This is a genomic window from Vibrio sp. Y176 (genome assembly GCF_033438945.1).
In genome coordinates this window covers 271,282-296,221 of sequence record NZ_JAWOQS010000003.1, presented here as the reverse complement: position 1 = coordinate 296,221, position 24,940 = coordinate 271,282, and the positions used below count along the sequence as shown (strand labels likewise).

Here is a 24,940-nt window from a genome sequence, read left to right as displayed (position 1 = left end):
AGACTCCTTTAGTTTCTCGTGATGACCAAGTACTTGCTTGGTCGTAATAATCAGTGGCATCTGGGATGCATTATGGTTTGTGCTGTTTTTCCGCCATTGCGTTGGCGATATCCCAACACAAACGGGCAGCTAATCGTGCTGTTTGACTATCGACGTCATAATTTGGGTTGTATTCGGCGATATCAGCCAGCATTAACTTATTTTTGTAATGAAGAATTCGATCTAAAAAGGGGGCAATTGTGTCGTAACTCACTCCCCGAGCTGCTGGTGCGCTGACTCCAGGTGCGGTTGCGGCAGGAAATACATCCAGATCAATGGTCAAATAGAGGTGGTCACAGTCGTCAATAAAATGCTGAAGCTGAGTTAAGTGATAACTGTGGTTTAAGTAGCAGAGCTGATTGTCCTCTACATACCAAACATTTAACGCATCTGCTTTTTCAAATAGCGCTTTAGTGTTGCTACTGCGGCTTACACCAATACAAGCGTAATGAAAGTCCCAATCGTTACGTTGACAAAAATGATGAATTTGGTTGAAGGGTGTACCAGAGCTCGGTCTTATGTCGGCGAGGTTACTCTCGAATGCGCGCAAATCGAAATGCGCATCGAAATTGATAATGCCGATTTTAGGCTTCTTCTCTGGATGGTGCGCTTTAAAATATTCCGCTAAGCCGGAAAACGAGGCCCACGCAATCTCATGCCCACCACCCAGCACGATGACTGGCGTATGGGGCAGTGCGCTTGAAATGGTTGCTGCACATAGAGCTTGGCTCTCTTCCAGTAAGTCGTCTTCACACACCACAGTACCTAAGTCATATAGTGGGGCGTCTTGGTGCCATGCTAAATTAGCGAGTGCTCGTCGGATTAAGTCTGGCGCTTTTTTCGCGCCAATGCGTCCTTTGTTTCTCGCAACGCCAGCGTCGGTAGCAAAACCGAGTAATGAGACGCCATGCGCAACGGCACTCAACTCATCTGCTTTTTGGCGTTGAACAACGTGATGAATTCGCTGACCAAGCTTGCCGTCCTCGGCATCATGACGGCCTTGCCAATGAAATAGGGGAGAATGTAGGTCGAATTGAGACATATTATTGGCCTCCGTGTGAAATGTATTCACCATTTACTATACGACCTACCAGACGTTTTGCTCCGACTTGATAGCTTAAATCCGCAGGGCTTTCGATATCCCATATAGAGAAGTCCGCATCAAACCCTACTTTGATTTCGCCACGTGAGTTTTGATAACCCAGAGCTTTGGCTGCATGTTGCGTTACACCACGCAGTGCTTCTTGCGGTGTAAGGCGAAATAGCGTGCACGCCATATTCAGCATGAGTGTGAGATCAGAAAATGGTGATGTACCTGGGTTGACGTCCGTAGCAATTGCCATCGGCACGTTATGCTCTCTCAACAACTCAATCGGTGGTAACTGAGTTTCTCTTAGAAAATAAAAAGCGCCAGGCAATAGAGTGGCGACGGTGTTTGATCGAGCAAGTGCTTTAACACCTTGCTCATCTAAAAACTCGATGTGATCCGCTGACAGACCGTTGTATTGCGCAGTGAGGGCTGTACCACCGAGATTAGAAAGTTGCTCAGTATGCCCTTTAACCTTTAAGCCGTGGCGTTTTGCAGCTACAAACACTTTTTCTGTTTGTTCAAGATTGAAACCAATCGATTCACAAAAAACATCGACACTCGTAGCTAATTCTTCCTTTGCGACAACAGGGATTATGTCCTGACAAATGTGCTCAATATAATCATCTGCACGACCTTGGAACTCTGGCGGAATGGCGTGAGCGGCGAGAAGTGTAGTCGTGATTTTAACTTTGCGCTCTTGCTCCAGCATTTTGGCGGCACGGAGCATTTTTATTTCATCATTCAGTGTCAATCCATAGCCAGATTTCACCTCGACAGAAGTGACGCCACTCGCGAGTAACCCATCTAAACGTGGTAACGCTAACTCAACTAGTTGTGCTTCGGTTGCAGAGCGTGTCGCATGCACCGTTGAGAGAATCCCGCCGCCTTGTTTGGAAATTTCTTGATATGGCACGCCGTTTAAGCGCATTTCAAATTCGTTGGCACGATTGCCCGCGTAAATAAGATGAGTGTGACAGTCGATCAGGCCCGGCAGAACTAACTGGCCTTGAAGATCGATACTCTGAGGGTAATGTTGGGCAGACAACAGAGACTCGGTTTGCGGTGCGTCTTCACCAATGGCACAGGTACTGATCGCAACGATTTTTCCAGATTGAATACCAATGCGCGCTGGAGGCGTTGGAAGGTATCCGCACTCTCCCGATTGCATGGTAACTAGACGTGCGTTTTCAATCAGCAAATCCATGTTTGTGTCCCTGTGTTTATTTGTATCATTAAATGTATATACAAATAAATAGAGCAAAATAAGAACACTGACAAGATTGATGTTGCTAAAATGTGATCAAAACGTAGATCTAGAGGACAAATCTTGTCCTTAAATGAGCACTTTTGAACTCAGCTTATATTTGTTACCAGGGTGATAAAGTAGGGCGGTACTGACTAACTTATCTTGGCTCCACGTTCTGCGATTCAAGAGAAGGCAAGGTTCATTGGCTTGCATTTTTAAGTCTTGCTTAATACGGCTTTCAGGCACAATTGCCTCTACAGTATGTTCTATCGCGCTGAGTGGGCAATTATCTGACAGGTATTGATTTGGAGTGATTTGTGTGAAGTCTTGATTTAAATAACTCGGGGCATATTGGCTATTCACCCAGCGGAGCTCCAATTGAATCGGCGTTTGGTCTTCATAGTGAATAATTTCACTGTAAAACACTGTCGTGCCTAACATAACGCCGAGTTTTGTCGCAATGTTGTCATCTGCTTTTATGGCAATCTGTTTGAGCACTTTACTGCCATACTTTCGCCCTCTATCGCTGACTTCTTCGGCAATGTTTCGAATGTCTAGCAGGGGAGATTCTGACTTTTCACCAGGATCACACACGAACGTGCCTAAGCGTGGGCGACGTTGTAATCGGCCCTCATTTACTAAATCCCGAATTGCTTTGTTCACTGTCATTCTACTGACACCAAATTGCTCGGTAAGCTCAATCTCGGTGGCGATGCGATGACCAACTACCCACTCTCCAGCATCAATTTTATCCAGGATAAATTGTTTAATTTGAATGTAGAGTGGTGCAGACATAATGATCTCCCTTTATTTGACTATACAAATACTGCTTAATTTAGGTACAAATTGCAAACATTTCTCGACGAATGTACCGCTTAGTGACCGAGCAATCCTATTGAAGAGCTGAATGACTCTTGCTGCTGAGCATTATTTGGATTGATGATTGAATTCAAACATTTTCTTGTGGTCTATTGCTTGCACAGCAGAAAACAATTGTGTAAACAAACGATTATTAGAAGAAAAATCGCTAAAAAAGGAAAAGTATGTTTAAAAAATTGAAAGCATCACTGGGGATCGGGTCTGCAAAAGTAGATACCATTTTGGACGAAATGAGCGTGTTTCAAGGAGCGACGCTGAAAGGGCATGTTCATATCAAAGGCGGAGACGTCGAACAACAAATTGATGCTATTACGATTAAATTGAACACGGAAATGAAAGTCGAAGTGGATGATAGCGTAAGTTACCAAACCTTCACTATTGATCAATTGAAAGCAGTTGACCCTTTTGTGATTCAACCTAATGAAGAAAAGCAGGTTCCGTTTGAGCTAAAACTGCATGATGAAACGCCAATTACTGCGGTTAGCGCACTTAAGAATCAATGTCATGTTTGGGTCGAGACGACGTTAGATATTGATTTTGCGATTGACCCGCGTGACCGTGACTATATTGAAGTGAAACCACTACCAGTAGCATCTCGGGTTATTCAAGCGATCGAGCAAGCTGGCTTCACTATGGTTAAAGCCGATGTTGAAAAAGGCTTTTTGCGCGGTGGCTCGTTTGCCTCTCGCTCTGGTATTTATCAAGAGCTAGAGTTCCGTAACAACGGCTTTATCTCATCAAAAGAAATTGAGCTTTCTTTTATTCTGGAAGGACAGGTCATGCATTGTTTGGCAGAGATTGACCGTTCGCTCAGTTTGGCTGGTGACCAATATCGCTCGTTTACGTTGCCGATCAATGCAACCGATGCTCAAGTCGCAGCCGCAGTTGCACCAACGCTAAATCTATAGCTCTCATCAACTTGATGAAAATATGTACCGATATCCTATTGTGAAAGCGATATCGGTACTGTTATCCATGTTTCTTGCGTTCTCTACGGCTAAAAACTCAAGCGCTGAATTTTCCATTAGATATCGATAGCCCAATACCAGTTCATTAGAGGCATCAGCAAACTCTGTGGGTCCTTCTGTTGAGCCTTGATACCAATGATATTCCAACATCAGGTGATGGTTATCTTCTAAGGCATAACGGTACCCACCTGCAATGGCAATCGTATTATGTCGATAAGGCAGATCGAGCAAGGCACGGTCATCCGAACGAAAAGTCATGCCAATCATCGAATAAAATGCATGAGCATCACTTAAGTAGCTGTAGTTTAATTGGAAGCCTTGCTCGAAACTGCTGCCTTGAAAAGTGCCGTGAGCCACATCGTTAAAATACAAACTGCCGCCAATCGATAGGCCGTGATGTTCATTTTGGAACACTTGATACTGTAAGTAAGTAGATAGGTTATTGGCCAGTGTTTGTCCTTCGAAATCATCTTCAAGCACATCATATTGCGGCATTGAAATGTAAAAACGATCTCTGTCTACTTTATCCCGCCCATTTTGTCCGATACCGAAAAGTTTATGGAAGCTTTTCGTCAGTCCATCTAAATGGTTGTCAGCGGCAAAGACCCATCGATAGTTGAGCTCCCACTGCCAACGGTTGCTGACTTGCCATTTGCTGCCTAATTCGATTTGATTGTGGTAATAATCCAGTGCGTATTCATCAGTATGAGCCCAAACACTTGCCACGGTTCCCGAACCATAGGCTTCGACAAAACCAGAGGGCAGACTGTGTCCTGAACGTAGTATGTTGGTGTGACTAACCACTTGCATTGGGGATTGTGCGTAAGAACGCAGCGGGCCATATAAGTCATTTGATGCGAAGGCTTGCAAAGAACATATCGAGGTGCTTAGAAGCACCATAAAGCGCGATTTGAAATAGACCATGATGAATACCTACATACAAACTACTCTATAAAACAACTATATACCTAAATCGTACGTTGAGCTCTCGCCCAGCGTGTTAGGCTTTGTATCGGTTCACACGTAATAGGGGATATTGTAATTTGTTGTGTAAGTTCATTGAGGGGCAATTCCATTCATCAGCTATGCGGTCTCTTAAAAAAGCATGATCAGATTGTCGTGACGGGTCTGCGGTTAAGTTCTTATGACAAAACAAAATCGCGCTTTGCATTCTAAATGTGAGCTAGGTACAATCCCATTTTCGATAACGGTCCGGTATTCGTGTTACCGAGAGGCCTTTATTGACTCTCAACTATTTTCAACAAATAGCTTCTAATTTGAATAACATGTGTTGCTTGGTGTGCAACACCACTGTAAAGGACATAGCATGCCTATTATTACTCTTCCTGACGGCAGTCAGCGTCAATTTGACAACCCCGTTTCTACTATGGAAGTTGCGCAATCGATCGGTCCTGGTCTTGCAAAAGCAACTATCGCTGGTCGTGTAAACGGTAACCGCGTTGATGCGTGTGATCTAATTGAAGAAGACGCAAGCCTTGAAATCATCACAGTTAAAGATGAAGTAGACGGTCTAGAAATCGTTCGTCACTCTTGTGCTCACCTTCTTGGTCACGCTCTTAAGCAGCTTTACCCTCAAGCTAAAATGGCGATCGGTCCAACCATCGACAATGGCTTCTACTACGATATCGACTTAGACGAATCTCTAACGCAAGAAGATCTTGAAAAGATTGAAAAGCGTATGAAAGAGCTAGCGAAAACCAAGTACGAAGTGGTTAAGAAAAAAGTAAGCTGGCAGGAAGCGCGTGATACGTTTGAATCACGTGGCGAACCATACAAAGTGGAAATCCTAGACGAAAACGTATCTCGTGATGATCGTCCAGGCCTTTACCACCATGAAGAATACATCGACATGTGTCGTGGTCCTCACGTTCCTAACATGAGCTTCTGTCAACACTTCACTTTGCTGAATGTTGCAGGTGCTTACTGGCGTGGTAACAGCGACAACAAAATGCTTCAACGTATCTACGGTACGGCTTTCCACGACAAGAAAGCACTGAAAGCGCACCTAACTCGCCTAGAAGAAGCGGCGAAGCGTGATCACCGTAAGATTGGTAAGCAACTAGACCTATTCCACATGCAGCAAGAAGCACCGGGTATGGTGTTCTGGCATCACAATGGTTGGTCTATCTTCCGTGATCTAGAAGTATTCATCCGCGCTAAGCTAGATGAGTACGGTTACCAAGAAGTGAAAGGTCCACTTATGATGGACCGTGTTCTTTGGGAACGCTCTGGGCACTGGGACAAATACGCTGATGCAATGTTCACAACTTCTTCTGAGAACCGTGAATACGCGATTAAGCCAATGAACTGTCCAGGTCACGTACAGATCTTCAACCAAGGTCTAAAATCGTACCGCGACCTACCGCTACGTATGGCTGAGTTTGGCTCATGTCACCGTAACGAACCATCTGGTGCACTACACGGTATTATGCGTGTACGTGGCTTTACTCAGGATGACGCTCACATTTTCTGTACTGAGAGCCAAATTCAAGAAGAAGTAACAAACTGTATCAAGATGGTGTACGATACGTACCAAACATTTGGTTTCGACAACATCGTAGTGAAACTGTCTACTCGTCCAGAGAAACGTGTAGGTTCAGATGAAATCTGGGATCAATCTGAAGAAGCATTGAAGCAGTCTCTTGAATCGATGGATATCCCATACGAAATTCAAGAAGGCGAGGGTGCGTTCTACGGTCCTAAGATTGAATTCACACTATACGATTGTCTAGACCGTGCGTGGCAGTGTGGTACTGTCCAGCTAGACTTCAACCTACCAGGTCGCTTAGGTGCAACTTATGTAGGTGAAAACAATGAACGTCTTGTACCGGTAATGATTCACCGTGCGATTCTAGGTTCACTAGAGCGCTTCATCGGTATCCTTATCGAAGAATATGCTGGTTTCTTCCCAACTTGGTTGGCGCCAGAACAAGCAGTTCTTATGAACATTACTGATAAACAGTCAGGTTATGTTCAAGAAATAGTACAAAAACTACAAAAAAGTGGAATTAGAGCTAAAGCGGACTTGAGAAATGAGAAGATTGGCTTTAAAATCCGCGAACATACTTTGAAGCGTGTACCGTATATGCTTGTTGTTGGTGACCAAGAAATGGAAGCTGGCGAAATTGCAGTGCGTACTCGTAAAGGTAAAGATCTTGGTAAATTTAAAGTGGATGATTTTATTGCATACATCCAAGACGAGATCTCTAGCCGTAAGCTCAATCTGGAGGAATAAGCTATTAAAGGCGGAAGACGTGGCCAACAGCCGGTAAAACAAAACCCGCACCGTATCAACGGTGAAATTCGTGGTATTCGTGAAGTTCGACTAACAGGCGCTGACGGTGAATCAGTTGGTGTTGTATCGATTCAAGAAGCCATTGCAGCTGCTGAAGAAGCTGGTATGGATCTCGTTGAGATCAGTCCTAACGCCGAGCCACCTGTTTGTCGTGTGATGGACTATGGTAAGTTCCTCTTCGAGAAGAGCAAAACTGCTAAAGAGCAGAAGAAGAAGCAAAAGCAGGTCCAGATCAAGGAAGTAAAATTCCGTCCTGGAACTGATATTGGAGACTATCAGGTAAAACTACGCAACCTGACGCGTTTCCTTGAAGAAGGCAACAAAGTGAAAGTAACAATTCGCTTCCGTGGCCGAGAGATGGCACACCAAGACATCGGTGTTGACGTTCTAAATCGTCTTAAGGAAGATACTGCAGAAATTGCTGTAGTTGAATCTTTCCCTAAGAAGATTGAAGGTCGCCAGATGATCATGGTGCTAGCCCCTAAAAAGAAGTAATTAACGGCTCATCAAGTAATTAAAACCTAGCCGCTTTCCTTTCGATAAAGGCATAACGGCTGGGTTTTGTTCGCCCTAATTACGTTGTTTATTAAACCTACTCAATGCGGAGTTATTCATCATGCCTAAGATGAAAACCAACAAAGGTGCTGCTAAGCGTTTTAAGAAAACTGCTGGTGGTATTAAGTACAAGCACGCTACAAAACGTCACATCCTGACTAAGCGTACTACTAAGAACAAGCGTCAACTACGTCCAAATGCAATCCTTCCAAAATGTGAAGTGGCTGCAGTAATCCGTATGTTGCCATACGCTTAATTCTTTTTAGTTATCAATCGTTTAGTTTAGGAGAAGCATAATGCCTCGCGTAAAACGTGGTGTACAAGCTCGTGCACGTCATAAGAAAGTTCTAAAACAAGCTAAAGGTTACTACGGTGCGCGTTCACGCGTTTACCGCGTAGCTTTCCAAGCAGTTACTAAAGCTGGTCAATACGCTTACCGTGACCGTCGCGCTAAGAAACGTCAATTCCGTCAACTATGGATTGCACGTATCAATGCGGCATCTCGTCAAAATGGTCTATCTTACAGCCGTTTCATCAACGGTCTTAAGAAAGCATCTATCGAGATCGACCGTAAGATCCTTGCGGACATCGCAGTATTCGACAAAGCTGCATTTGCAGTTCTAGTTGAAAAAGCGAAAGCTGCTCTTTAATTAGCAGTTTAGGATTAAGAGAAGGAGAGCATTAGCTCTCCTTTTTTATTGCTAAAATTTATACCCAAATGACTTTTAGCTTGGCTATTTAGAGTATTGTTTATCAGTCTTCTCAATTTATTGGTTAGCATCTTATGTTAGTTATAAGGTAGCTTGGGTATAAATTTTTACGTTTATAAGGGATTAAAAATGATCTACACAACGACCGAAAGCATTCCTGGCCAGCAGATCTCTGAAATCAGAGGGGTTGTAACTGGTAATGTTGTTCAATCAAAGCATATTGGCCGTGACCTCATGGCGGGTATCAAGAGCATTGTTGGCGGCGAAATTCGTGGTTACACGGAAATGATGACCGACGCGCGTGATATTGCTATACAGCGCATGGTGGCGGACGCTGAATCTAAAGGTGCCGATGCAATTGTAGGGATTCGATTTACCACAAGCTCAATCGTAGATGGTTCTTCGGAAATTTTGGCATTTGGTACTGCAGTGAAACTAGCGGACTAGTCTACTTGAATAGCATTGCAAAAATGCTAATAGAGAGTGGTGAATTATTATGCATTTACCGTTCTGTTCCTTTTAGGTTAATTATTCTAGATTTTTGCAGAGCGAATAGATTTATATTCTCAACTTTACGTTACTATTAAAATTAATCACGATAATTTAGAGTGATTGCTTTACTTTTATTTTGCATATTATTTTATATCTATAATGAAATTGAATTCATATTGAATTTTTCATTTGTTGTGTGAATTCTACTTTCAGTATATTAATTCATGTTTTTCTTATAAAAATATGAACTTATACCTTGCCAAGCGGTTCTAAATTGTTACAAATACTATACAGCTGTAACATTGCCAAAAGGAATTGTAGATGAGAGATCTGACTCCCGAATACTTGCTAGCCGCATTACGCCAAGCGATTAAAACAAAAGGGCTAACATATCGAGAGCTATCTGAGAAAATGGGTATGCCACTATCTACCTTTAAGAGACATCTTACAAGCACGAATCTCGCTTTAGATAAGTTGCTGGAATATTGTAGAGCGGTTGATTGCACGTTAGATGAACTACAAAAGCTCGCAAATCAATTGCAAGGTGAAGACGAGGATTACTTTAGTCGTACGCAGGATGAGGTATTCTTTCAATTCCCTCACCTTTACGACTTTTATCGTGAATTGAGAATGCTTCGAGGTAAAGACGGTTATTCTATTTTAAAGAAAAAGTATGACTTGTCTGAGCAGAGCATGTCTGATTACTTAAAAGCATTAGAGTTGTTGGATCTCGTTTACGTTGATGAAGATAAAAATATAACGCTGCACGGGCCTTTATATTATAGCTATGCAGAGAACTCCAAGCTCAACGACAAATATACAGAAATCATAAAAGAGCAGACGACTACCCACGATAAGTGTGTTCGCGTTGCTTTGGCGCGTATGAAAATTACCGAAGAACAGCTTTTGTTACTGGAAGATCAAGTCGCAAAGACCGTCATCGATTTTCATTCCAAAAATGTTGTAGCAGAGAACTTTAATGTCTCTGATTTTACTAATATTGTTCTACTTGCTGGGCCACATCAGCCAGTCACATTCTCTGACGGCATTATTGAGACAGAGGGGCGATTTATTGATGATATTCGTTATGCCATCGCAGCTGCAGGTGATAAGCCAAGCCTATCTATATAGATTTTGAGCCTTTTTTGAAGAGAGTTTCTGAAAGGGCGTTGCAAAAGAAAAAGCCTAAGACAGCAAATACTTTGTAAGTAGGGCATTCAGCGGTGTTTGCTCTTAATTCAGACTTAAAGTGTTTTGGGCTTATTTCGAATAATACCTGTTCAGCATCTACTTTCGTTATTTTTAACATGCTGATTTCCTTCGTTGTTCCTCCCAAAGCCTCTCTCGCTTCCTCTACAAAGAAACCATTCTCGTTGAACCAAGCATCCTGTAGCTACTTGGGTATGCATAATTGGTAGCTATTTATCTTCTAATTATAAATTCATACTTGAAATGTTTGTTTTTTGATCTATTATGACGAAGTGTCATTTATGACGGTTCGTCAACTTTAGTTGCGTTCCTGTATTAAAGAATCGTGTTACAATTATTGGGAGTGTGTTGGTATACGGATCAAAGGATTATGTTTAACTTTCGCTGTAAAAAATATAGCAAGCAAGACGGATGTCGTGTGTCTTCAGGGCTAACAAAAAAGCAACAGGCGATTGCTGATCGTGAGATAGAGCTTATTCAATTGGCTAAGTCTTTAGTTCAAGAGCAAGGCTTTGCCAACTTAACGATGGACAAGCTTACAGCGTCAAGCCCTTATTCTAAAGGGACGATCTACAATCATTTTTGCAGCAAAGAAGATGTGATTCTTGCGCTTTGTATTCATTCGCTGAAAAGCGAAGCAATATTTTTCGAACGTACCGCCAAATTTAATGGCAATACCAGAGAAAAAATCATTGCGATGCATGTAGGTTATCGTATTTACGCTCGTATGGAGCCAGTACTATCAACCTGTGCGATTGTTGCAAAGACGCCTTGGGTTCTAGAGAAGGCTTCGCCTAAACGTGTGAATGAACTGAATAACTTGGAAGAACAAGTAATAGATGGTGCTGATGCGCTAGTGAACAATGCGGTAGAATGTGGTGATCTTAAGTTTTCTCCCGCAATTGGTTCTGATGCTATTGTATTCGCCAACTGGTCTATTGCATTCGGTTCAAACGCTTTGGCGCAAAATGCATCGAACAGTCGATGTATTCAGCGAATTCAAGACCCATTCTCAGTACTGCACAACGCGAATATGTTACTTGATGGTTTAGGTTGGTCGCCTTTATCTACAGAATGGGACTACCGTAAAACCTGGCGTCGAGTGGAGCAGGAGTTATTTAGTGAAGAGCTTGCTTATTTAGAGTCAGTGAATCGCTAATAAACTGGAAAGGCCAATCTGACGTTATGGTTGGCTTTTTTATCGCACTATTGTGACGAATCGTCATTAAATCTCGAAGGTTGGTGTTCAGCCAATGATCACGAGAAGCACAGGAAGTTACTAAAAACTAACTTATGTAGCCAAATTCATTCGATCTAAAGTTTGCATGTCGAGTTTGTCTGGTTATTTACAGCATTTGCTGTTTTTTTAGTTTTTAAATTTGACGAAACGTCACAAAAGGAGAGTGTGATGCCACATCACAACGTTCAACAATACGCCCGTTCAGGGTGGGGTAAGCTACCAACGAATTACAGTGTATTGGTGATACTTGCTACCGTTTTATTGATTGTCATAGCAACTATTGGAGGAACAAATCTTTACTTTAGAGGAGATTACGACATCTTCTTTGATGGAACAAATGAGCAGTTACTTGCGTTTGATGAAATTCAAACCACCTTTGCAAAATCTGACAGTCTTGCTTTGGTTATAGCGCCAAAGAGCGGCACTGTTTTTACTCCTAGCACATTATCTCTTATTCAGCAGATCACTGACGAGGCGTGGCAAGTTCCATACTCGACCCGCGTTGATTCCCTCGCCAACTACCAGCATACCGAAGCGTTTGAAGATGATCTTCTTGTCGAAGATTTACTGTATAGCGAATATGAATTGACACCTCAACGAATAGAGAAAGTCAAAAGTATTGCGTTGAGTGAGCCGGTTTTGAAAAGTTCACTGATTTCTGAAAAAGGAGATGTCACGGTCGTAAACATTACGGTCCAACTCCCTGAAATAGATAAAACTGCTGAAGTACAAGAGGTGGTTGCTTACATAAACGGAATGATTGAGCGTTATCAGCAAGTGTACCCAGACACGGAATTCCACAAGGCTGGTATTATTGCAATGAACTACGCGTTTATGACCGCAGCCCAAGATGATAGCGCAACATTAGTGCCTACTATGTTACTAGTGATATTGGTGTTTTTGACCATCATGTTGCGCTCATTGCTTAGCGTCATCGCGACGCTCATCGTTATTATCGGCTCGGTTATGGTTACAATGGGCTTGTCAGGATGGGCTGGTATGTTCTTAAGCACGGCGACCGTTAATGTGCCTACCTTGGTGATGACGCTTGCCGTCGCAGACTGTGTACACATCATCGCGACAATGCGTCAGTCTATGCAAAACGGCTTTAGTAAAGCCCACTCTATTGAGCGAAGTATTGCGCTCAATTTCATGCCTATCTTGATTACCTCCATTACCACCGCGATCGGCTTTTTAATGATGAATATGTCGGATTCTCCAATCCTGAGAGATTTCGGCAACCTATCAGCCCTTGGCGTCATGGTTGCTTGTTTCCTTTCCATCACGTTACTTCCCGCCTTGCTTAATATCCTTCCGGTTACGGTGAAGTCGGATACTTCTGATGAAATAAAGCACTTTATGGATCATTTAGGAGATTTCGTGGTGTCAAAGCGACATGCTTTATTGCCGTTGTCGGTGCTTGTTATTGTCGCGAGTGCGAGCTTGATTCCACTGAACAAAGTCAATGATGAATCCGTCGAGTACTTTGGCCATAGCAATGAATTTCGCCGAGCGGCTGATTTTATGGAAGAGCGAATCAGTGGCATGGCGAACATCAGTATCGCGATAAAAACCAACGAATCGCAGGGCATTGCCGATCCTAATTTTCTCAATTCCGTGGGTAAATTTACTGACTGGCTAAGGTTGCAGCCAGAAACGGACCATGTTGCGACCTTGAGCGATGTTTATAAGCGCCTAAACAAGAACATGCATGGAGATGATCAGGCTTATTACTCGCTCCCTCAAGACAGAGAATTAGCGGCTCAATATCTGCTGCTTTATGAAATGTCACTACCGTATGGTTTAGATTTGAACAACCAAATCAATGTAGATAAGTCGTCGATCAAGATGGTTCTCACCGTGGAGAACTTGGGCAGCGTCGAGCTTGTTGATTTGGAAAATCGCATTTACCAATGGTTTAACGAAAACGCGCCTCAATATGATGTTGTTGCGTCTAGTCCTTCACTGATGTTTGCGCATATTGGTGAAACGAATATGGCCAGCATGCTGTCAACCTTGCCCATTACTCTTGTCTTAATCTCTGCATTACTGATCTTTGCCTTGCGTTCGTTCAAGCTTGGCTTAATTAGTCTTGTCCCGAATATTGCTCCTGCGCTTATTGGTTTTGGTATTTGGGCGCTGGTTTCTGGCGAGATTAACTTGGGATTGTCTGTCGTTGTGACATTAACGCTTGGTGTTGTTGTCGATGACGCCGTTCACTTTCTTTCTAAATATCAACACGCTCGTAAAGATGGCCACAGTGCGGAGCAAGCGGTTCGCTACGCCTTTCGTACCGTGGGGCGCGCACTTTGGATTACGACGGTCGTGCTTGTTGCTGGTTTCTCTGTTCTGGCGATGTCGAGCTTCCGTTTAAATGCCGATATGGGACAGCTGAGTGCCATTGTCATCTTTATTGCTCTTGTTGTGGATTTCATCTTCCTACCAACTCTACTGATGTTGTTTGACAAAGGCGTTTACGACGAGGTGGACCGCCGAAATAGGCTTAAATCAACTGACTCTCAAACCAAGACTGTTACTCAGTCATAACGAATTAAAGGATTGAACATGAATTTAGTAAAAAATGCCTTAAAAGTATCAGTACTTTCTGTCTCGCTTATTATGAGTCATGCGGTGTTGGCGGATAAAGCCAAAGGACTAGAAATTGCTCAAGAGCGCAAAGCCCGTGATGAAGGGTGGGGGGATTCTGTTGCTACGATGCAAATGATTCTGCGAAACGCGCAAGGAGAAAGCAGCACACGTTTAATGCGCTTACAATCACTCGAAGTTGATGGTGATGGTGACAAAGGGCTCACGATATTTGATGAACCGAGAGATGTAAAAGGCACGGCGTTTCTTAACCATTCTCATACGGTGGGTGCCGATGACCAATGGCTTTACCTTCCTGCACTGAAACGTGTGAAACGTATTTCCTCGCGTAACAAATCAGGTCCTTTTATGGGCAGTGAATTCGCGTATGAGGATCTCAGTTCCTTTGAGATTGAAAAATACCGTTTCAACTACCTAAAAGATGACAGCATAAACGGGCAAGATGTTTTCGTCGTAGAGCAAATTCCGACCGATAAGAACTCAGGTTATACCAAGCAAACGGTATGGTTAGATAAAGCGCATTATCGTCCACTTAAAGTTGAGTTTTACGACCGCAAAGGCTCTTTGTTAAAAACGCTTTCTTTTTCCGATTACAAGCAATATCTCAACCAATATTGGCGAGCGCACACTATGGCGATGACAAATCATCAAACAGGAAAAAGTACTGAGCTAACGACTAGCGAAATGCGTTTTAACACTGGATTACAAGACAATGACTTTCATAAGAATGTGTTGAAGCGAGTGAGGTAGTGGAGGAAAAATGAAGCGATTAAATGTTGGGTTGTTGCTTAGTGCAGCAGCCTTTTTTTACTCGATGCCTCTGACTGCCGTCGAGCTTGCAGGACAAGTCAATATTGAGCATCGTCAGTTTTTTAAAACGGGCTCTCAGGGTCAGAGCAAAGCGCAAGCGTCATTGGTTTTGCAGCCAGAATTTTACTGGGAGATACAAAATGGTGATGCAAACTTTACTTTCACACCTTTCTATCGTCTGGATGGTCTAGACGATGAGCGAAGTCATGGCGACATACGAGAGGCACTTTATCTGACTTATTGGGATGATTATGAGCTTCGAGTTGGGATTAGTAAGGTCTTTTGGGGAGTGACTGAATCAGCCCATTTAGTTGATGTCGTAAACCAAACAGACTCTATTGAAGCCGTTGATGGTGAAGATAAGCTCGGTCAGCCGATGTTACATTTTACCTCTTTCAAAGACTGGGGTACCGTCCACGCAATGTTGTTACCTTACTTTAGGGAACGAACGTTTGCGGGTACAGATGGCCGCTTGCGAACCGACCCCGTTGTCTCTGATGATGCTATCTATGAATCAAGCAGAGAAGAGAAGCACGTAGATGTGGCTTTTCGATATTCGAAAATGCTTGGCGATTGGGACGTAGGCCTGAGCTATTTATATGGAACAAACCGGGATCCTTACTTTCGTTTTGAGTACGGAGAATTAAAGCCTTACTACGCTCTGATGAGTCATGTCGGTCTGGATGTGCAAGGAATCGTTGGCGATTGGTTATGGAAACTAGAAAGTGTTTATCGAGATAGCGCTGATAATCATGTCGGTCTTGTGACGGGTTTTGAGTATACCTTCGTCGGTGCATTTGACACGGTTTGGGATGTGGGAGTTATTGGTGAGTACCTCTATGACAGTCGTGGGAACAACGCACAAACTATCGGTCAAAATGATGTGTTTGCAGGTATTCGTTGGGCGCTCAATGATGAGGACGGAACGGAAGTATTGACGGGAATTACGAAGGATTTAGATAACGATGATGTTTACAATGCTAAGTTAGAAGCATCGAGCCGAATATCGAATCACGTTAAGTGGCAAATTGATGCTTGGTTGTTTAAAAATGAAACACCAAATGATTTGCTCTACTTCGCTAGAGATGACGATTTTATCGAGCTATCTATTCAATACTATTTCTAAAACAAAAGGGCACAACTAAACGGCAGATTAACTAAAGATGACATTTTTGACGTTTTTGTGCTCTTTTTATTCAATAACCTCTTCTTTTCGTAATTCAATTTGGCATTGGTGCCCGGTTTGGCTACTATGTACAGCTATCAAAAAACCAATCACTCCCTTATGGACACTACCTACAGGTAGATGAGGAAACGATGCAACATCTAGAAGAGATCATTGCTAGCGCGAGCACTGCAATTGAAGCTGCCGAATCGCTAGTCGCACTTGATGAAGTGCGTGTTCAGTATCTGGGTAAAAAAGGTGAGCTAACTGCTCAACTTCAAAGCCTAGGCAAACTACCACCAGAAGAACGCCGTGAAGCTGGTCAAGAGATCAACAAAGCGAAAGGCGTCGTTCAGCAAGCTATCGCAGCTCGTAAAGATGCACTACAACGTGCTGAGCTTGAAGCGAAACTAGCAGCAGAAACAATCGACGTAACACTACCAGGTCGTCGTATTGAAAACGGTGGTTTACACCCAGTAACTCGTACTGTAGAGCGTATTGAGAAGTTCTTTGGCGAACTTGGTTTTAACACCGAGGCTGGCCCAGAGATCGAAGATGCATTCCACAACTTCGATGCGCTAAACATCGCAGCTGATCACCCAGCGCGTACTGACCACGATACTTTCTTCTTCAACCCAGACTTGATGCTTCGTACTCATACGTCAGGCGTACAGATCCGTACGATGGAAAATGGTAAACCACCATTCCGTTTCATCGCACCAGGCCGTGTATACCGTAACGACTACGACCAAACGCACACGCCAATGTTCCACCAAGTGGAAGGCATGCTGGTTGATGAGAACGTAAACTTTGCTCAGCTGAAAGGCATCCTGCACGATTTCCTATGTAACTTCTTCGAAGAAGAAGTAGAAGTACGTTTCCGTCCATCTTACTTCCCATTCACTGAGCCTTCAGCTGAAGTAGACGTGAAAGGCAAAAACGGTAAATGGTTAGAAGTACTAGGCTGCGGTATGGTTCACCCGAACGTGCTACGTAGCGTAGGTATCGATCCTGAAAAATACTCTGGTTTCGCATTCGGTATGGGTGTTGAGCGTCTAACAATGCTTCGTTACGGCGTGAACGACCTACGTGCGTTCTTCGAGAACGATCTTCGTTTCCTAAAACAGTTCAAGTAATCCAGAGGGTTCATCAACATGAAATTCAGCGAATCATGGCTTCGTGAGTGGGTAAACCCTGCGGTTACTACTGACGAGCTAACTCACCAAATTACAATGGCCGGTCTAGAGGTAGACGACGTTCTTCCTGTTGCTGGTTCTTTTACTGGCGTTAAAGTCGGTCACGTTGTTGAATGTGGTCAACACCCAGATGCAGACAAACTGCGCGTAACTAAAGTTGACGTGGGTGAAGAAGAGCTTCTAGACATTGTTTGTGGCGCACCTAACTGTCGCCAAGGTCTGAAAGTAGCAGTCGCAACAGTTGGTGCTGTTCTTCCAGGTGATTTCAAGATCAAAAAAGCGAAACTACGTGGCCAGCCATCTCACGGCATGCTTTGTTCGTTCACTGAACTAGGTATCGACGTTGAGTCAGACGGCATCATGGAACTAGCAGAAGACGCAGTAATCGGTACTGATTTCCGTGAATTCCTAGGTCTAGACGACGTAACAGTAGACGTAGATCTAACAGCAAACCGCGCTGACTGTTTCAGCATTCGTGGTCTAGCTCGTGAAGTTGGCGTACTAAACCGTGCTGACGTGACTGAGGCATCAGTAGAAGCAGTTGCCCCTTCAATCGACGATAAAGTGTCTATCGAAGTGAAAGCGCCAGCTGCGTGTCCTCGTTACCTAGGTGGTGTTATTAAGAACGTAAATGTTCAAGCTGAAACGCCACTATGGATGCAAGAGAAACTGCGTCGTTGTGGTATTCGCTCTATCGACCCTGTAGTAGACATCACTAACTACGTTCTTCTAGAGCAAGGCCAACCAATGCACGCATTCGATCTAGCGAAGATCGAAGGTGGCATCGTAGTTCGTATGGCAGAGCAAGGTGAGAAGCTAACGCTTCTTGACGGCAACGAAGCAGAACTAAACGCAGATACACTAGTAGTTGCTGACCACAACAAAGCACTTGCAATCGCAGGTATCTTTGGTGGTGAAGACTCTGGTGTAACAACTGAGACTAAAGACGTTCTACTAGAGTGTGCATTCTTTGCACCTGATCACATCCGTGGTCGCGCTCGTAGCTACGGTCTGCACACTGATTCTTCAATGCGTTTCGAGCGTGGTGTGGATTACGCACTACAAGTGAGCGCAATGGAGCGTGCAACTCAGCTTCTTGTTGAGATCTGTGGCGGTGAAGTAGCACCTGTTGTTGCAGTAGAGTCTGAAGCAGACCTACCTAAGCCAAACAAAGTTGCTCTACGTCGTACTAAGCTAGACAACCTGCTAGGTCACCACATTGCAGATAGCGACGTAGTAGAAATCCTAGAGCGTCTAGGTTTGACGGTTGAAGCTTCAGAAGAAGGTTGGATGGCAGTAGCGCCAACATGGCGTTTCGATATCGCTATCGAGCAAGACCTGATTGAAGAAGTTGGCCGTATCTACGGTTATGACAACATTCCTAACCAACACCCAGCAGCAGCACTTAAGATGCACAACCACGTTGAAGCGGATCTTCCACTGAAACGCGTTCGTGATCTTCTTGTTGACCGTGGTTACCACGAAGCAATTACATACAGCTTCGTTGAGCCTGAGCAACAAAAGCTAGTTGTACCTGGTGTTGAGCCTCTAGTGCTTCCAAACCCAATTTCTGCAGACATGTCGGCAATGCGTCTTGGTCTTATCCAAGGTCTGCTGAACACAGTTGTTCACAACCAGAAGCGTCAACAGCCACGCGTTCGTCTATTCGAATATGGCCTACGTTTCATCCCATGTGAATCTGCAGAAAACGGCATGCGTCAAGAGCCTATGCTTGCAGGTGTTATTGCTGGTACTCGTGGTGAAGAGCACTGGGATATCGAAACCAACACTGTTGATTTCTTCGACCTTAAGGGCGATCTAGAAGCGATTCTAGAGCTATCTGCGAACGAAAAAGCGTACTCTTTCGCTGCACTGTCACCTGAAAGCAAAAAAGCTAACCCAGCACTTCACCCAGGTCAATCTGCGGCAATCATCGTAGACGGCAAAGAAGTGGGCGTGATCGGTACCGTTCACCCTGAGCTTGAGCGTAAGTTCGGTCTAAACGGTCGTACTATCGTATTCGAAATCGAATGGTCTGCAATCAACAGCAAAGTGATCCCAGAAGCGGTAGCGCTTTCTAAGTTCCCTTCAAACCGTCGTGATATCGCGGTAGTAGTGGATGAAGCTGTTGCATCTGGTGACATCGTTAACGCTTGTCTAGAGCAAGGTGGCGAGTTCCTTAAAGATGCAAAACTGTTCGACGTTTACGTAGGTAAAGGCGTTGAAGAAGGTAAGAAGAGCCTAGCAATCGCTCTGACTCTACAGTCACTTGAGCGTACGCTTGAAGATGCAGATATCGCTGGTGCGGTTGACGCTATCGTTGCTCACGTTTCTGAGAAGTTTGGTGCGTCTCTACGTGACTAATCTCGCGTAACGTATCTTCTTAAGAAATGAAAACCCTGCCAGTTTGGCAGGGTTTTTTTATTTTTAGGATTACCTTATCGTTGTTCAAGTTCCTTACTGCTCGCACCACCCCTCATTATTTTAAAATACTAGACCAAACTAGGGATGGCCCTTACCCGAGATTAGGAACGTATTGTTTTTCAGCTAATACACGCTAACGATAGCTTATTGGCGGTTAGGCAGCGAGTGAGAGGGTATAGCTAAGCAGAAGAGGCAGCGTAAGAATGCTGAAAAAGTTGCCAAATAATACCATTGACGCCACCTTCATGGGTTCTATATTCAGTCTTTCCGCAAATAGGTAATTCATGACGGCTGGCGGCAGCATTGTGAAGAGCACCATCATTTGCAATTGCATCGTTGGAAGGGGAATTAACCAATAAATAAGTGCAAAAGCGACAGCACCAGTTGCCAGTGACTGCACGGTACACAACACACCAATCTTTAAACCGTCCAACCTTAAATGACACATTTGTGCCCCCAGAGATAAAAGCATCACGGGTACGGCCGCTTGCCCAAGTAGAGCAGTGGCTTCGTATAAAGGCGCCCATGCACCCACATTTGACACGTTGAGAAACAGAGCCAGAGACGCTGCTAAAAAGATTGGCATCTTGACTATTTGCTTAAAAGGGTTGCCATGACTAAGCAGCATTACGCCTAAGCTGATATGCAAGCATGCTGACACGACAAATAAAAGCACTGCTGACGACAGCGCAATTTCTCCAAACGTATAGGTAAACAAAGGAATAGCTAGATTTCCGCTATTGCGAAACATATGTGGTGGCGCCCAGGTTTTAAACGAGAGTGACGTCCATCGACATACCGGGATCATGAGTAGTGCGGGAATTAAAACCGCGACAATTGCCGCCAAAAGAAGTGGCCCCTGATTTGAATCGAGCGGCATGCTAACGAGTGACGAAAATACCAGTGCTGGCGTAAATACCTCAATATTAATGCGGTTTATTGGGCGAAAGTCAGGCTTGATGTAACGACCGACCAAATAGCCAACTCCGACAAGAGCAAAAACAGGGAAAAGAATATTTATGATTTGATTAATCATGGTCGCCTAGAAGCAGTGTAAGAAGCTAATGAGGGAATACACGAACTTCCACATTATCAATCTTTATATATGGCGTCATCGTTAAACAGCGAGAAGCGTGGGTTTAATCAAGCTTTCTAAGCATAGTTGCAAAGTACAGGTGGTCATACCTTTTAATCTAATTGTTACGTATCGAGTTACATACAAATCACTGAATTTACGACAAGTTCTATGTCAAGTGTCTGTTAAATAACCAATATCTGATATTTTTATTAAATAGTGTTTAATGTTGATATTTAAACTAATTTTAGTTTTATAATCTGGATGTTTTTCCTGATAAAGATGAAACAAAAACAAAAATATCAAATTTCTGGCGTTTAACAATAATTTACGTAGTGCTATTCCTTTTGTTCGCCAAGAAAAAAGTTGGCGAAAATCATAAGCTTGTCATACACTTCCTGATGTAACCCCGATATGTTGTTGAATTGGTAGGGTAAAACTGCTCTGGCGCTACACTAACGTAGCATTGTTTAACATAGCTTTGAGGAAAGTTTTATGGCGCTCACAAAAGCCGAACTGGCAGAAAACCTGTTTGATAAATTAGGATTTAGTAAGCGGGACGCCAAGGAAACGGTAGAAGTGTTCTTTGAAGAGATTCGTAAGGCACTGGAAAGTGGCGAACAGGTAAAACTGTCAGGTTTTGGTAACTTTGATCTTCGTGACAAGAATGAACGACCTGGTCGTAACCCGAAAACTGGTGAAGATATTCCAATTACTGCTCGACGTGTAGTGACTTTTCGCCCGGGTCAGAAGTTAAAAGCTCGTGTAGAAAACCTGAAGAAAGTACAGTAAGCCGAATAAATGGATCACGCTAAGGCGTGGTCTTTTTTTGCGTAAAATTCGTGTGCATACAAATGAAAACCACCGCAATGCGGTGGTTTTTCTGTTTATGAGAGACGCTTAATGATATCGGTTACGCCGCTTCTAGATGCGTTGTTAAGTATGGTTGCCATGCTTGTTGGTACAAGTTCTTAGACTGTGTACGCATGTTGCGAATAGAGGCAAGCTCTATTTCGCTTAGCTCACGTTTTTCCAACATCGCTTGACGTTCTAGTTTCTGGATTTTTTCGTATAGGTCATGTTCGGGACCGCTTTTTACATCTGCGATTGCTTTCAAGTGCAGTTGAACTTCGGCTACTAGGTTTGTTTTTGGTAAACGAACGAGCAAGTTCAAGTCTCTATATCCTGAAGGGCCAGGTTTTTTGAATCGATTTTTTACTTTCACAATCGTTGTTTCACGCTCTAACGTTTCATAAATGGAGACTAAACTCGCGACGTCTTCAGCTACAATCGTTGCACGTGCTAGGTCAGTAATACGTTCAACTTTCCCATCTAACTCTAAAGCTATCTTTTCTTCTGCTCGTTGTTTGGATTTCACGCCTGCGAAGTATGGCTGAGCGTCATTAAGAAGTGCGGTACTTTTACAGATAGTTTCAAGTTCAAATTGCGCTTGGTGAGCTTTGCTGTAAAGAATGTCGAAGTCAGAATATGGCTGAGTTGGTGTGGTGTCGATTGACTGAATGCCATATAAACCGCTAAGGCTGTGTTTAAAAAGTTTCGAACAAACTTCGTTTTGGCTGGTTGAACGATTTTGTTCGCCATTAGGCGCAGGGGTAATTGGAAGTGCGGCAAATGCCGGTGCACGGCTAAGTACCAAAAGCATCAATGCTGTAGTACGAAGAAATAAGCTCATTCACTCTCCTTAACTTGCTTGTACTTAGAAAATAGGGAACATAAAGGTCGCTAAGTTCGGCAAATCAGGTACTAACTTATAAATGGGGCCATTACGAAAGATTCCAAGGTTTCAGTTTTATCTTGAAGTAGAATCGTGCGTTAGATCACCATTTCTCTTTTCTTTATTCTGATTATCAGATAAAGGCGCGTCTCCTATGAGACCGATTACATCCTATCACCGCAGTATTAACCAAAGATGAACGGCATAGACAAATTGAAAAAAAACGTTAGTCTTACCTCTCAAAATGAAAACAGCCGACAAGTAGAAAGTAAAATGAGAGACCAAGAATTTTGGCATAACAAATGGGCCAGCAATCAGATCGGATTTCACTTGGAAGATGTAAACCCGCTATTACCAGTATATTGGAAACATACTAATCCAAAGCGTGAAGATAAAGTGTTAGTTCCTTTATGTGGAAAGTCAGAAGACTTGATTTGGCTAGCGATGAAGCATGATTCGGTTGAAGGCGTTGAGCTAAGCCATATTGCTGTGCGTGCCTTTTTTGCTGAACATTTTTACACGCCAACGGTAACGCCTCTTAATGGCATGCACGAGCTTTATCAATTTGATGAGCTCTCTATTTATACTGGGGACTTTTTCACTGCACCAGTATCTCAAGCCGATATCATTTATGATCGCGCCGCGTTGGTTGCTTTACCGCAAGATATGCGAGAGGAGTATGTAGAGCGTCTCAAGCAACTGCTGAACCCAGGCGGTCGTATTTTGCTTGTTACACTCAACTATCCTCAAGAAGAGATGGCGGGGCCTCCATTTAGCGTGCCGGTCGAAGAGATTGAGCAGTTATTTTCAGGTTACAAAGTTACTTGTTTGAACGTAGATGAAGCTGACGAGAATCATCCTAAAATTGCGAAAAAAGGCTTAAGTCGCTTCTCTGAAGAAGTGTACTTAATCGAGAGTGAATAGGCTCTCTTCGGTTTGGAACACGAAATAGCGCAGCAATTTGAGCTGCGCTATTTTTGTATGAGTGGTTCGTATTTAATAAATGATATTCACTTTTGAAGCACTTTCAATAGCATCTTGAACGGCTTCTTCGGTGGTTTTTCGTCGCGTAAGGACAACACCTAAACGGCGGCGACCATCGATTTCTGGCTTACCGAATAGACGAACTTGTGTTTGAGGTTGAGCTAAAGCTTTGCTTAGGTTTTCAAAGCGAATGTTTGTGGAAGTCCCTTGTCCAAGAATAACAGCAGACGCAGATGGGCCATATTGCACAATATTATTAATTGGCATTCCGGTAAACGCGCGCACGTGGAGAGCAAACTCAGACATTTCCTGTGAAATCATTGTAACCATACCCGTATCGTGAGGGCGAGGAGAGACCTCATTGAAAATGACTTTATCGCCTTTAACAAATAGCTCTACACCAAAGATGCCGTAGCCACCGAGCGCGTTTACCACTTTCTCAGCCGTGTATTCAGCTGCTTTTACTGCGTTTTCTGACATAGTTTGCGGTTGCCATGATTCGCGGTAGTCGCCATCTTCCTGACGATGACCAATTGGAGCACAGAAATGCACACCGTCAACGGCTCTGATGGTCAATAAAGTGATTTCGTAATCGAAGTCGATAAAACCTTCCACGATAACGCGACCTGCACCCGTACGCCCGCCTTCCTGAGCGTAATCCCATGCTTTTGTAACGTCGTCTTCGGTCTTGATAACACTTTGCCCTTTACCTGAAGAGCTCATCACAGGCTTCACCACGCACGGAATACCCACATGCTCAACCGCGGCTTTGAAGTCTTCAAAGTTATCTGCAAAACGATAAGGTGAAGTCGTCAATTCCAGTTCTTCTGCTGCCAAACGTCGGATACCTTCACGATTCATTGTTAGCCTGGTTGCCTTAGCGGTTGGAACAACATTCAGTCCTTTTTCTTCAAGCTCTACCAGTTTGCCGGTTGCGATGGCTTCAATTTCTGGTACGACGTAAGTAGGTTGTTCCTTCGTAATAACTTCTTCTAAGGCGTTCCCATCTAACATGTCGATAACATAACTACGGTGAGCGACTTGCATCGCTGGAGCATTGGCATAGCGATCACAAGCAATCACTTCTAAACCAAGTCTCTGGCATTCAATGGCGACTTCTTTACCGAGTTCGCCAGAGCCTAAAAGTAATACACGGGTAGCATTTGCGCTAGTTGCAGTGCCAAACATAGTGTTCCCTTA

Annotated in this window: 23 protein-coding genes; 15 read left to right on the top strand and 8 right to left on the bottom strand. The window is 43.6% G+C overall.

The genetic code is table 11. The features are described from left to right. Positions 1-70 precede the first annotated feature (70 nt). From hutG to hutC, 3 genes are all read right to left on the bottom strand, one after another. Positions 71-1,081 carry a formimidoylglutamase gene (hutG, locus tag R7O13_RS09700; protein ID WP_170897140.1) on the bottom strand — a complete coding sequence of 337 codons (1,011 nt, stop codon included), beginning with the start codon at positions 1,079-1,081 and terminating at the stop codon, positions 71-73. Position 1,082: 1 nt separating this feature from the next. Further along, positions 1,083-2,333, bottom strand: coding sequence for an imidazolonepropionase (gene hutI / locus R7O13_RS09695; protein ID WP_017634852.1), 1,251 nt, complete (start codon positions 2,331-2,333; stop codon positions 1,083-1,085). 129 nt (positions 2,334-2,462) lie between these two features. Continuing rightward, complete coding sequence (gene hutC, locus R7O13_RS09690) at positions 2,463-3,170, bottom strand: histidine utilization repressor (RefSeq protein ID WP_005385493.1); 708 nt, start codon at positions 3,168-3,170, stop codon at positions 2,463-2,465. Between the two features lie 248 nt (positions 3,171-3,418). Here hutC and R7O13_RS09685 point away from each other — a divergent pair, with 248 nt between their 5' ends. Beyond that, positions 3,419-4,162, top strand: a complete 744-nt coding sequence (locus tag R7O13_RS09685) for a sporulation protein (protein WP_005385491.1) — start codon at positions 3,419-3,421, stop codon at positions 4,160-4,162. A gap of 6 nt (positions 4,163-4,168) precedes the next feature. Here the strand turns inward: R7O13_RS09685 and R7O13_RS09680 are convergent, their stop codons facing one another. Beyond that, positions 4,169-5,146 carry a DUF3187 family protein gene (locus R7O13_RS09680; protein ID WP_005377942.1) on the bottom strand — a complete coding sequence of 326 codons (978 nt, stop codon included), beginning with the start codon at positions 5,144-5,146 and terminating at the stop codon, positions 4,169-4,171. 403 nt (positions 5,147-5,549) lie between these two features. Here R7O13_RS09680 and thrS point away from each other — a divergent pair, with 403 nt between their 5' ends. The 6 genes from thrS to R7O13_RS09650 all read left to right on the top strand — a co-directional run bounded on the left by thrS (position 5,550) and on the right by R7O13_RS09650 (position 10,426). Beyond that, complete coding sequence (gene thrS, locus R7O13_RS09675; RefSeq protein WP_005395892.1) at positions 5,550-7,478, top strand: threonine--tRNA ligase; 1,929 nt, start codon at positions 5,550-5,552, stop codon at positions 7,476-7,478. A gap of 3 nt (positions 7,479-7,481) precedes the next feature. Then, a complete protein-coding gene (gene infC, locus R7O13_RS09670; RefSeq protein ID WP_080276913.1) occupies positions 7,482-8,033 on the top strand; it encodes a translation initiation factor IF-3 in 552 nt (183 codons plus the stop codon). 121 nt (positions 8,034-8,154) lie between these two features. Continuing rightward, positions 8,155-8,349 (top strand): 50S ribosomal protein L35, encoded by a 195-nt coding sequence (rpmI, locus tag R7O13_RS09665; RefSeq protein WP_005377932.1) that lies wholly within the window; start codon positions 8,155-8,157, stop codon positions 8,347-8,349. Between the two features lie 40 nt (positions 8,350-8,389). Continuing rightward, positions 8,390-8,743 carry a 50S ribosomal protein L20 gene (rplT, locus tag R7O13_RS09660; protein WP_004727974.1) on the top strand — a complete coding sequence of 118 codons (354 nt, stop codon included), beginning with the start codon at positions 8,390-8,392 and terminating at the stop codon, positions 8,741-8,743. A 189-nt stretch (positions 8,744-8,932) separates the two neighbouring features. Next, positions 8,933-9,250: a heavy metal-binding domain-containing protein gene (locus tag R7O13_RS09655; protein ID WP_033905144.1), complete on the top strand. Its 318-nt coding sequence runs from the start codon at positions 8,933-8,935 to the stop codon at positions 9,248-9,250. Positions 9,251-9,616: 366 nt separating this feature from the next. Further along, positions 9,617-10,426, top strand: coding sequence for a helix-turn-helix domain-containing protein (locus tag R7O13_RS09650; RefSeq protein WP_005385480.1), 810 nt, complete (start codon positions 9,617-9,619; stop codon positions 10,424-10,426). On the opposite strand, the gene R7O13_RS09645 is transcribed toward R7O13_RS09650, so the two are convergent. Beyond that, the gene (locus R7O13_RS09645; RefSeq protein ID WP_005377915.1) at positions 10,419-10,604 is read right to left on the bottom strand and encodes a hypothetical protein; all 186 of its coding nucleotides are present in this window, start codon (positions 10,602-10,604) and stop codon (positions 10,419-10,421) included. The two genes, R7O13_RS09650 and R7O13_RS09645, sit on opposite strands and share 8 nt — an antisense overlap. A 270-nt stretch (positions 10,605-10,874) precedes the next feature. Here R7O13_RS09645 and R7O13_RS09640 point away from each other — a divergent pair, with 270 nt between their 5' ends. From R7O13_RS09640 to pheT, 6 genes are all read left to right on the top strand, one after another. After that, positions 10,875-11,663 carry a TetR/AcrR family transcriptional regulator gene (locus R7O13_RS09640; protein ID WP_005377913.1) on the top strand — a complete coding sequence of 263 codons (789 nt, stop codon included), beginning with the start codon at positions 10,875-10,877 and terminating at the stop codon, positions 11,661-11,663. Positions 11,664-11,912: 249 nt separating this feature from the next. Continuing rightward, on the top strand, positions 11,913-14,291 hold the full coding sequence (locus R7O13_RS09635) for an efflux RND transporter permease subunit (RefSeq protein ID WP_318303707.1): 2,379 nt from the start codon (positions 11,913-11,915) through the stop codon (positions 14,289-14,291). Between the two features lie 18 nt (positions 14,292-14,309). Beyond that, complete coding sequence (locus R7O13_RS09630) at positions 14,310-15,101, top strand: outer membrane lipoprotein-sorting protein (protein WP_169628419.1); 792 nt, start codon at positions 14,310-14,312, stop codon at positions 15,099-15,101. 10 nt (positions 15,102-15,111) lie between these two features. Further along, a complete protein-coding gene (locus R7O13_RS09625) occupies positions 15,112-16,287 on the top strand; it encodes a hypothetical protein (RefSeq protein WP_318303705.1) in 1,176 nt (391 codons plus the stop codon). A 191-nt stretch (positions 16,288-16,478) separates the two neighbouring features. Next, positions 16,479-17,462 (top strand): phenylalanine--tRNA ligase subunit alpha, encoded by a 984-nt coding sequence (pheS, locus tag R7O13_RS09620; protein WP_005385470.1) that lies wholly within the window; start codon positions 16,479-16,481, stop codon positions 17,460-17,462. Positions 17,463-17,480: 18 nt separating this feature from the next. Further along, a complete protein-coding gene (gene pheT / locus R7O13_RS09615; protein WP_318303704.1) occupies positions 17,481-19,886 on the top strand; it encodes a phenylalanine--tRNA ligase subunit beta in 2,406 nt (801 codons plus the stop codon). A gap of 214 nt (positions 19,887-20,100) precedes the next feature. Here the strand turns inward: pheT and R7O13_RS09610 are convergent, their stop codons facing one another. Beyond that, entirely contained in the window at positions 20,101-20,982 is an 882-nt protein-coding gene (locus tag R7O13_RS09610) for an AEC family transporter (protein ID WP_005377901.1), read from the bottom strand. 534 nt (positions 20,983-21,516) lie between these two features. On the opposite strand from R7O13_RS09610, the gene ihfA reads away from it, so the two are divergent. Beyond that, complete coding sequence (ihfA, locus tag R7O13_RS09605) at positions 21,517-21,813, top strand: integration host factor subunit alpha (protein WP_005377899.1); 297 nt, start codon at positions 21,517-21,519, stop codon at positions 21,811-21,813. A 121-nt stretch (positions 21,814-21,934) separates the two neighbouring features. On the opposite strand, the gene R7O13_RS09600 is transcribed toward ihfA, so the two are convergent. After that, entirely contained in the window at positions 21,935-22,714 is a 780-nt protein-coding gene (locus R7O13_RS09600) for a phosphoribosylglycinamide formyltransferase (RefSeq protein WP_005377897.1), read from the bottom strand. Between the two features lie 315 nt (positions 22,715-23,029). On the opposite strand from R7O13_RS09600, the gene R7O13_RS09595 reads away from it, so the two are divergent. Continuing rightward, positions 23,030-23,680, top strand: a complete 651-nt coding sequence (locus R7O13_RS09595; RefSeq protein ID WP_021707633.1) for a thiopurine S-methyltransferase — start codon at positions 23,030-23,032, stop codon at positions 23,678-23,680. Positions 23,681-23,752: 72 nt separating this feature from the next. Here the strand turns inward: R7O13_RS09595 and purT are convergent, their stop codons facing one another. Further along, on the bottom strand, positions 23,753-24,928 hold the full coding sequence (purT, locus tag R7O13_RS09590) for a formate-dependent phosphoribosylglycinamide formyltransferase (RefSeq protein WP_132936598.1): 1,176 nt from the start codon (positions 24,926-24,928) through the stop codon (positions 23,753-23,755). Positions 24,929-24,940: the final 12 nt, after the last annotated feature.

What these genes read in the sequence shown, in the direction of transcription:
- hutG (WP_170897140.1), bottom strand. Translation starts at nt 1,081, where the DNA reads ATGTCTCAATTCGACCTACATTCTCCCCTATTTCATTGGCAAGGCCGT.
- hutI (WP_017634852.1), bottom strand. Translation starts at nt 2,333, where the DNA reads ATGGATTTGCTGATTGAAAACGCACGTCTAGTTACCATGCAATCGGGA.
- hutC (WP_005385493.1), bottom strand. Translation starts at nt 3,170, where the DNA reads ATGTCTGCACCACTCTACATTCAAATTAAACAATTTATCCTGGATAAA.
- R7O13_RS09685 (WP_005385491.1), top strand. Translation starts at nt 3,419, where the DNA reads ATGTTTAAAAAATTGAAAGCATCACTGGGGATCGGGTCTGCAAAAGTA.
- R7O13_RS09680 (WP_005377942.1), bottom strand. Translation starts at nt 5,146, where the DNA reads ATGGTCTATTTCAAATCGCGCTTTATGGTGCTTCTAAGCACCTCGATA.
- thrS (WP_005395892.1), top strand. Translation starts at nt 5,550, where the DNA reads ATGCCTATTATTACTCTTCCTGACGGCAGTCAGCGTCAATTTGACAAC.
- rpmI (WP_005377932.1), top strand. Translation starts at nt 8,155, where the DNA reads ATGCCTAAGATGAAAACCAACAAAGGTGCTGCTAAGCGTTTTAAGAAA.
- rplT (WP_004727974.1), top strand. Translation starts at nt 8,390, where the DNA reads ATGCCTCGCGTAAAACGTGGTGTACAAGCTCGTGCACGTCATAAGAAA.
- R7O13_RS09655 (WP_033905144.1), top strand. Translation starts at nt 8,933, where the DNA reads ATGATCTACACAACGACCGAAAGCATTCCTGGCCAGCAGATCTCTGAA.
- R7O13_RS09650 (WP_005385480.1), top strand. Translation starts at nt 9,617, where the DNA reads ATGAGAGATCTGACTCCCGAATACTTGCTAGCCGCATTACGCCAAGCG.
- R7O13_RS09645 (WP_005377915.1), bottom strand. Translation starts at nt 10,604, where the DNA reads ATGTTAAAAATAACGAAAGTAGATGCTGAACAGGTATTATTCGAAATA.
- R7O13_RS09640 (WP_005377913.1), top strand. Translation starts at nt 10,875, where the DNA reads ATGTTTAACTTTCGCTGTAAAAAATATAGCAAGCAAGACGGATGTCGT.
- R7O13_RS09635 (WP_318303707.1), top strand. Translation starts at nt 11,913, where the DNA reads ATGCCACATCACAACGTTCAACAATACGCCCGTTCAGGGTGGGGTAAG.
- R7O13_RS09630 (WP_169628419.1), top strand. Translation starts at nt 14,310, where the DNA reads ATGAATTTAGTAAAAAATGCCTTAAAAGTATCAGTACTTTCTGTCTCG.
- R7O13_RS09625 (WP_318303705.1), top strand. Translation starts at nt 15,112, where the DNA reads ATGAAGCGATTAAATGTTGGGTTGTTGCTTAGTGCAGCAGCCTTTTTT.
- pheS (WP_005385470.1), top strand. Translation starts at nt 16,479, where the DNA reads ATGCAACATCTAGAAGAGATCATTGCTAGCGCGAGCACTGCAATTGAA.
- pheT (WP_318303704.1), top strand. Translation starts at nt 17,481, where the DNA reads ATGAAATTCAGCGAATCATGGCTTCGTGAGTGGGTAAACCCTGCGGTT.
- R7O13_RS09610 (WP_005377901.1), bottom strand. Translation starts at nt 20,982, where the DNA reads ATGATTAATCAAATCATAAATATTCTTTTCCCTGTTTTTGCTCTTGTC.
- ihfA (WP_005377899.1), top strand. Translation starts at nt 21,517, where the DNA reads ATGGCGCTCACAAAAGCCGAACTGGCAGAAAACCTGTTTGATAAATTA.
- R7O13_RS09600 (WP_005377897.1), bottom strand. Translation starts at nt 22,714, where the DNA reads ATGAGCTTATTTCTTCGTACTACAGCATTGATGCTTTTGGTACTTAGC.
- R7O13_RS09595 (WP_021707633.1), top strand. Translation starts at nt 23,030, where the DNA reads ATGAGAGACCAAGAATTTTGGCATAACAAATGGGCCAGCAATCAGATC.
- purT (WP_132936598.1), bottom strand. Translation starts at nt 24,928, where the DNA reads ATGTTTGGCACTGCAACTAGCGCAAATGCTACCCGTGTATTACTTTTA.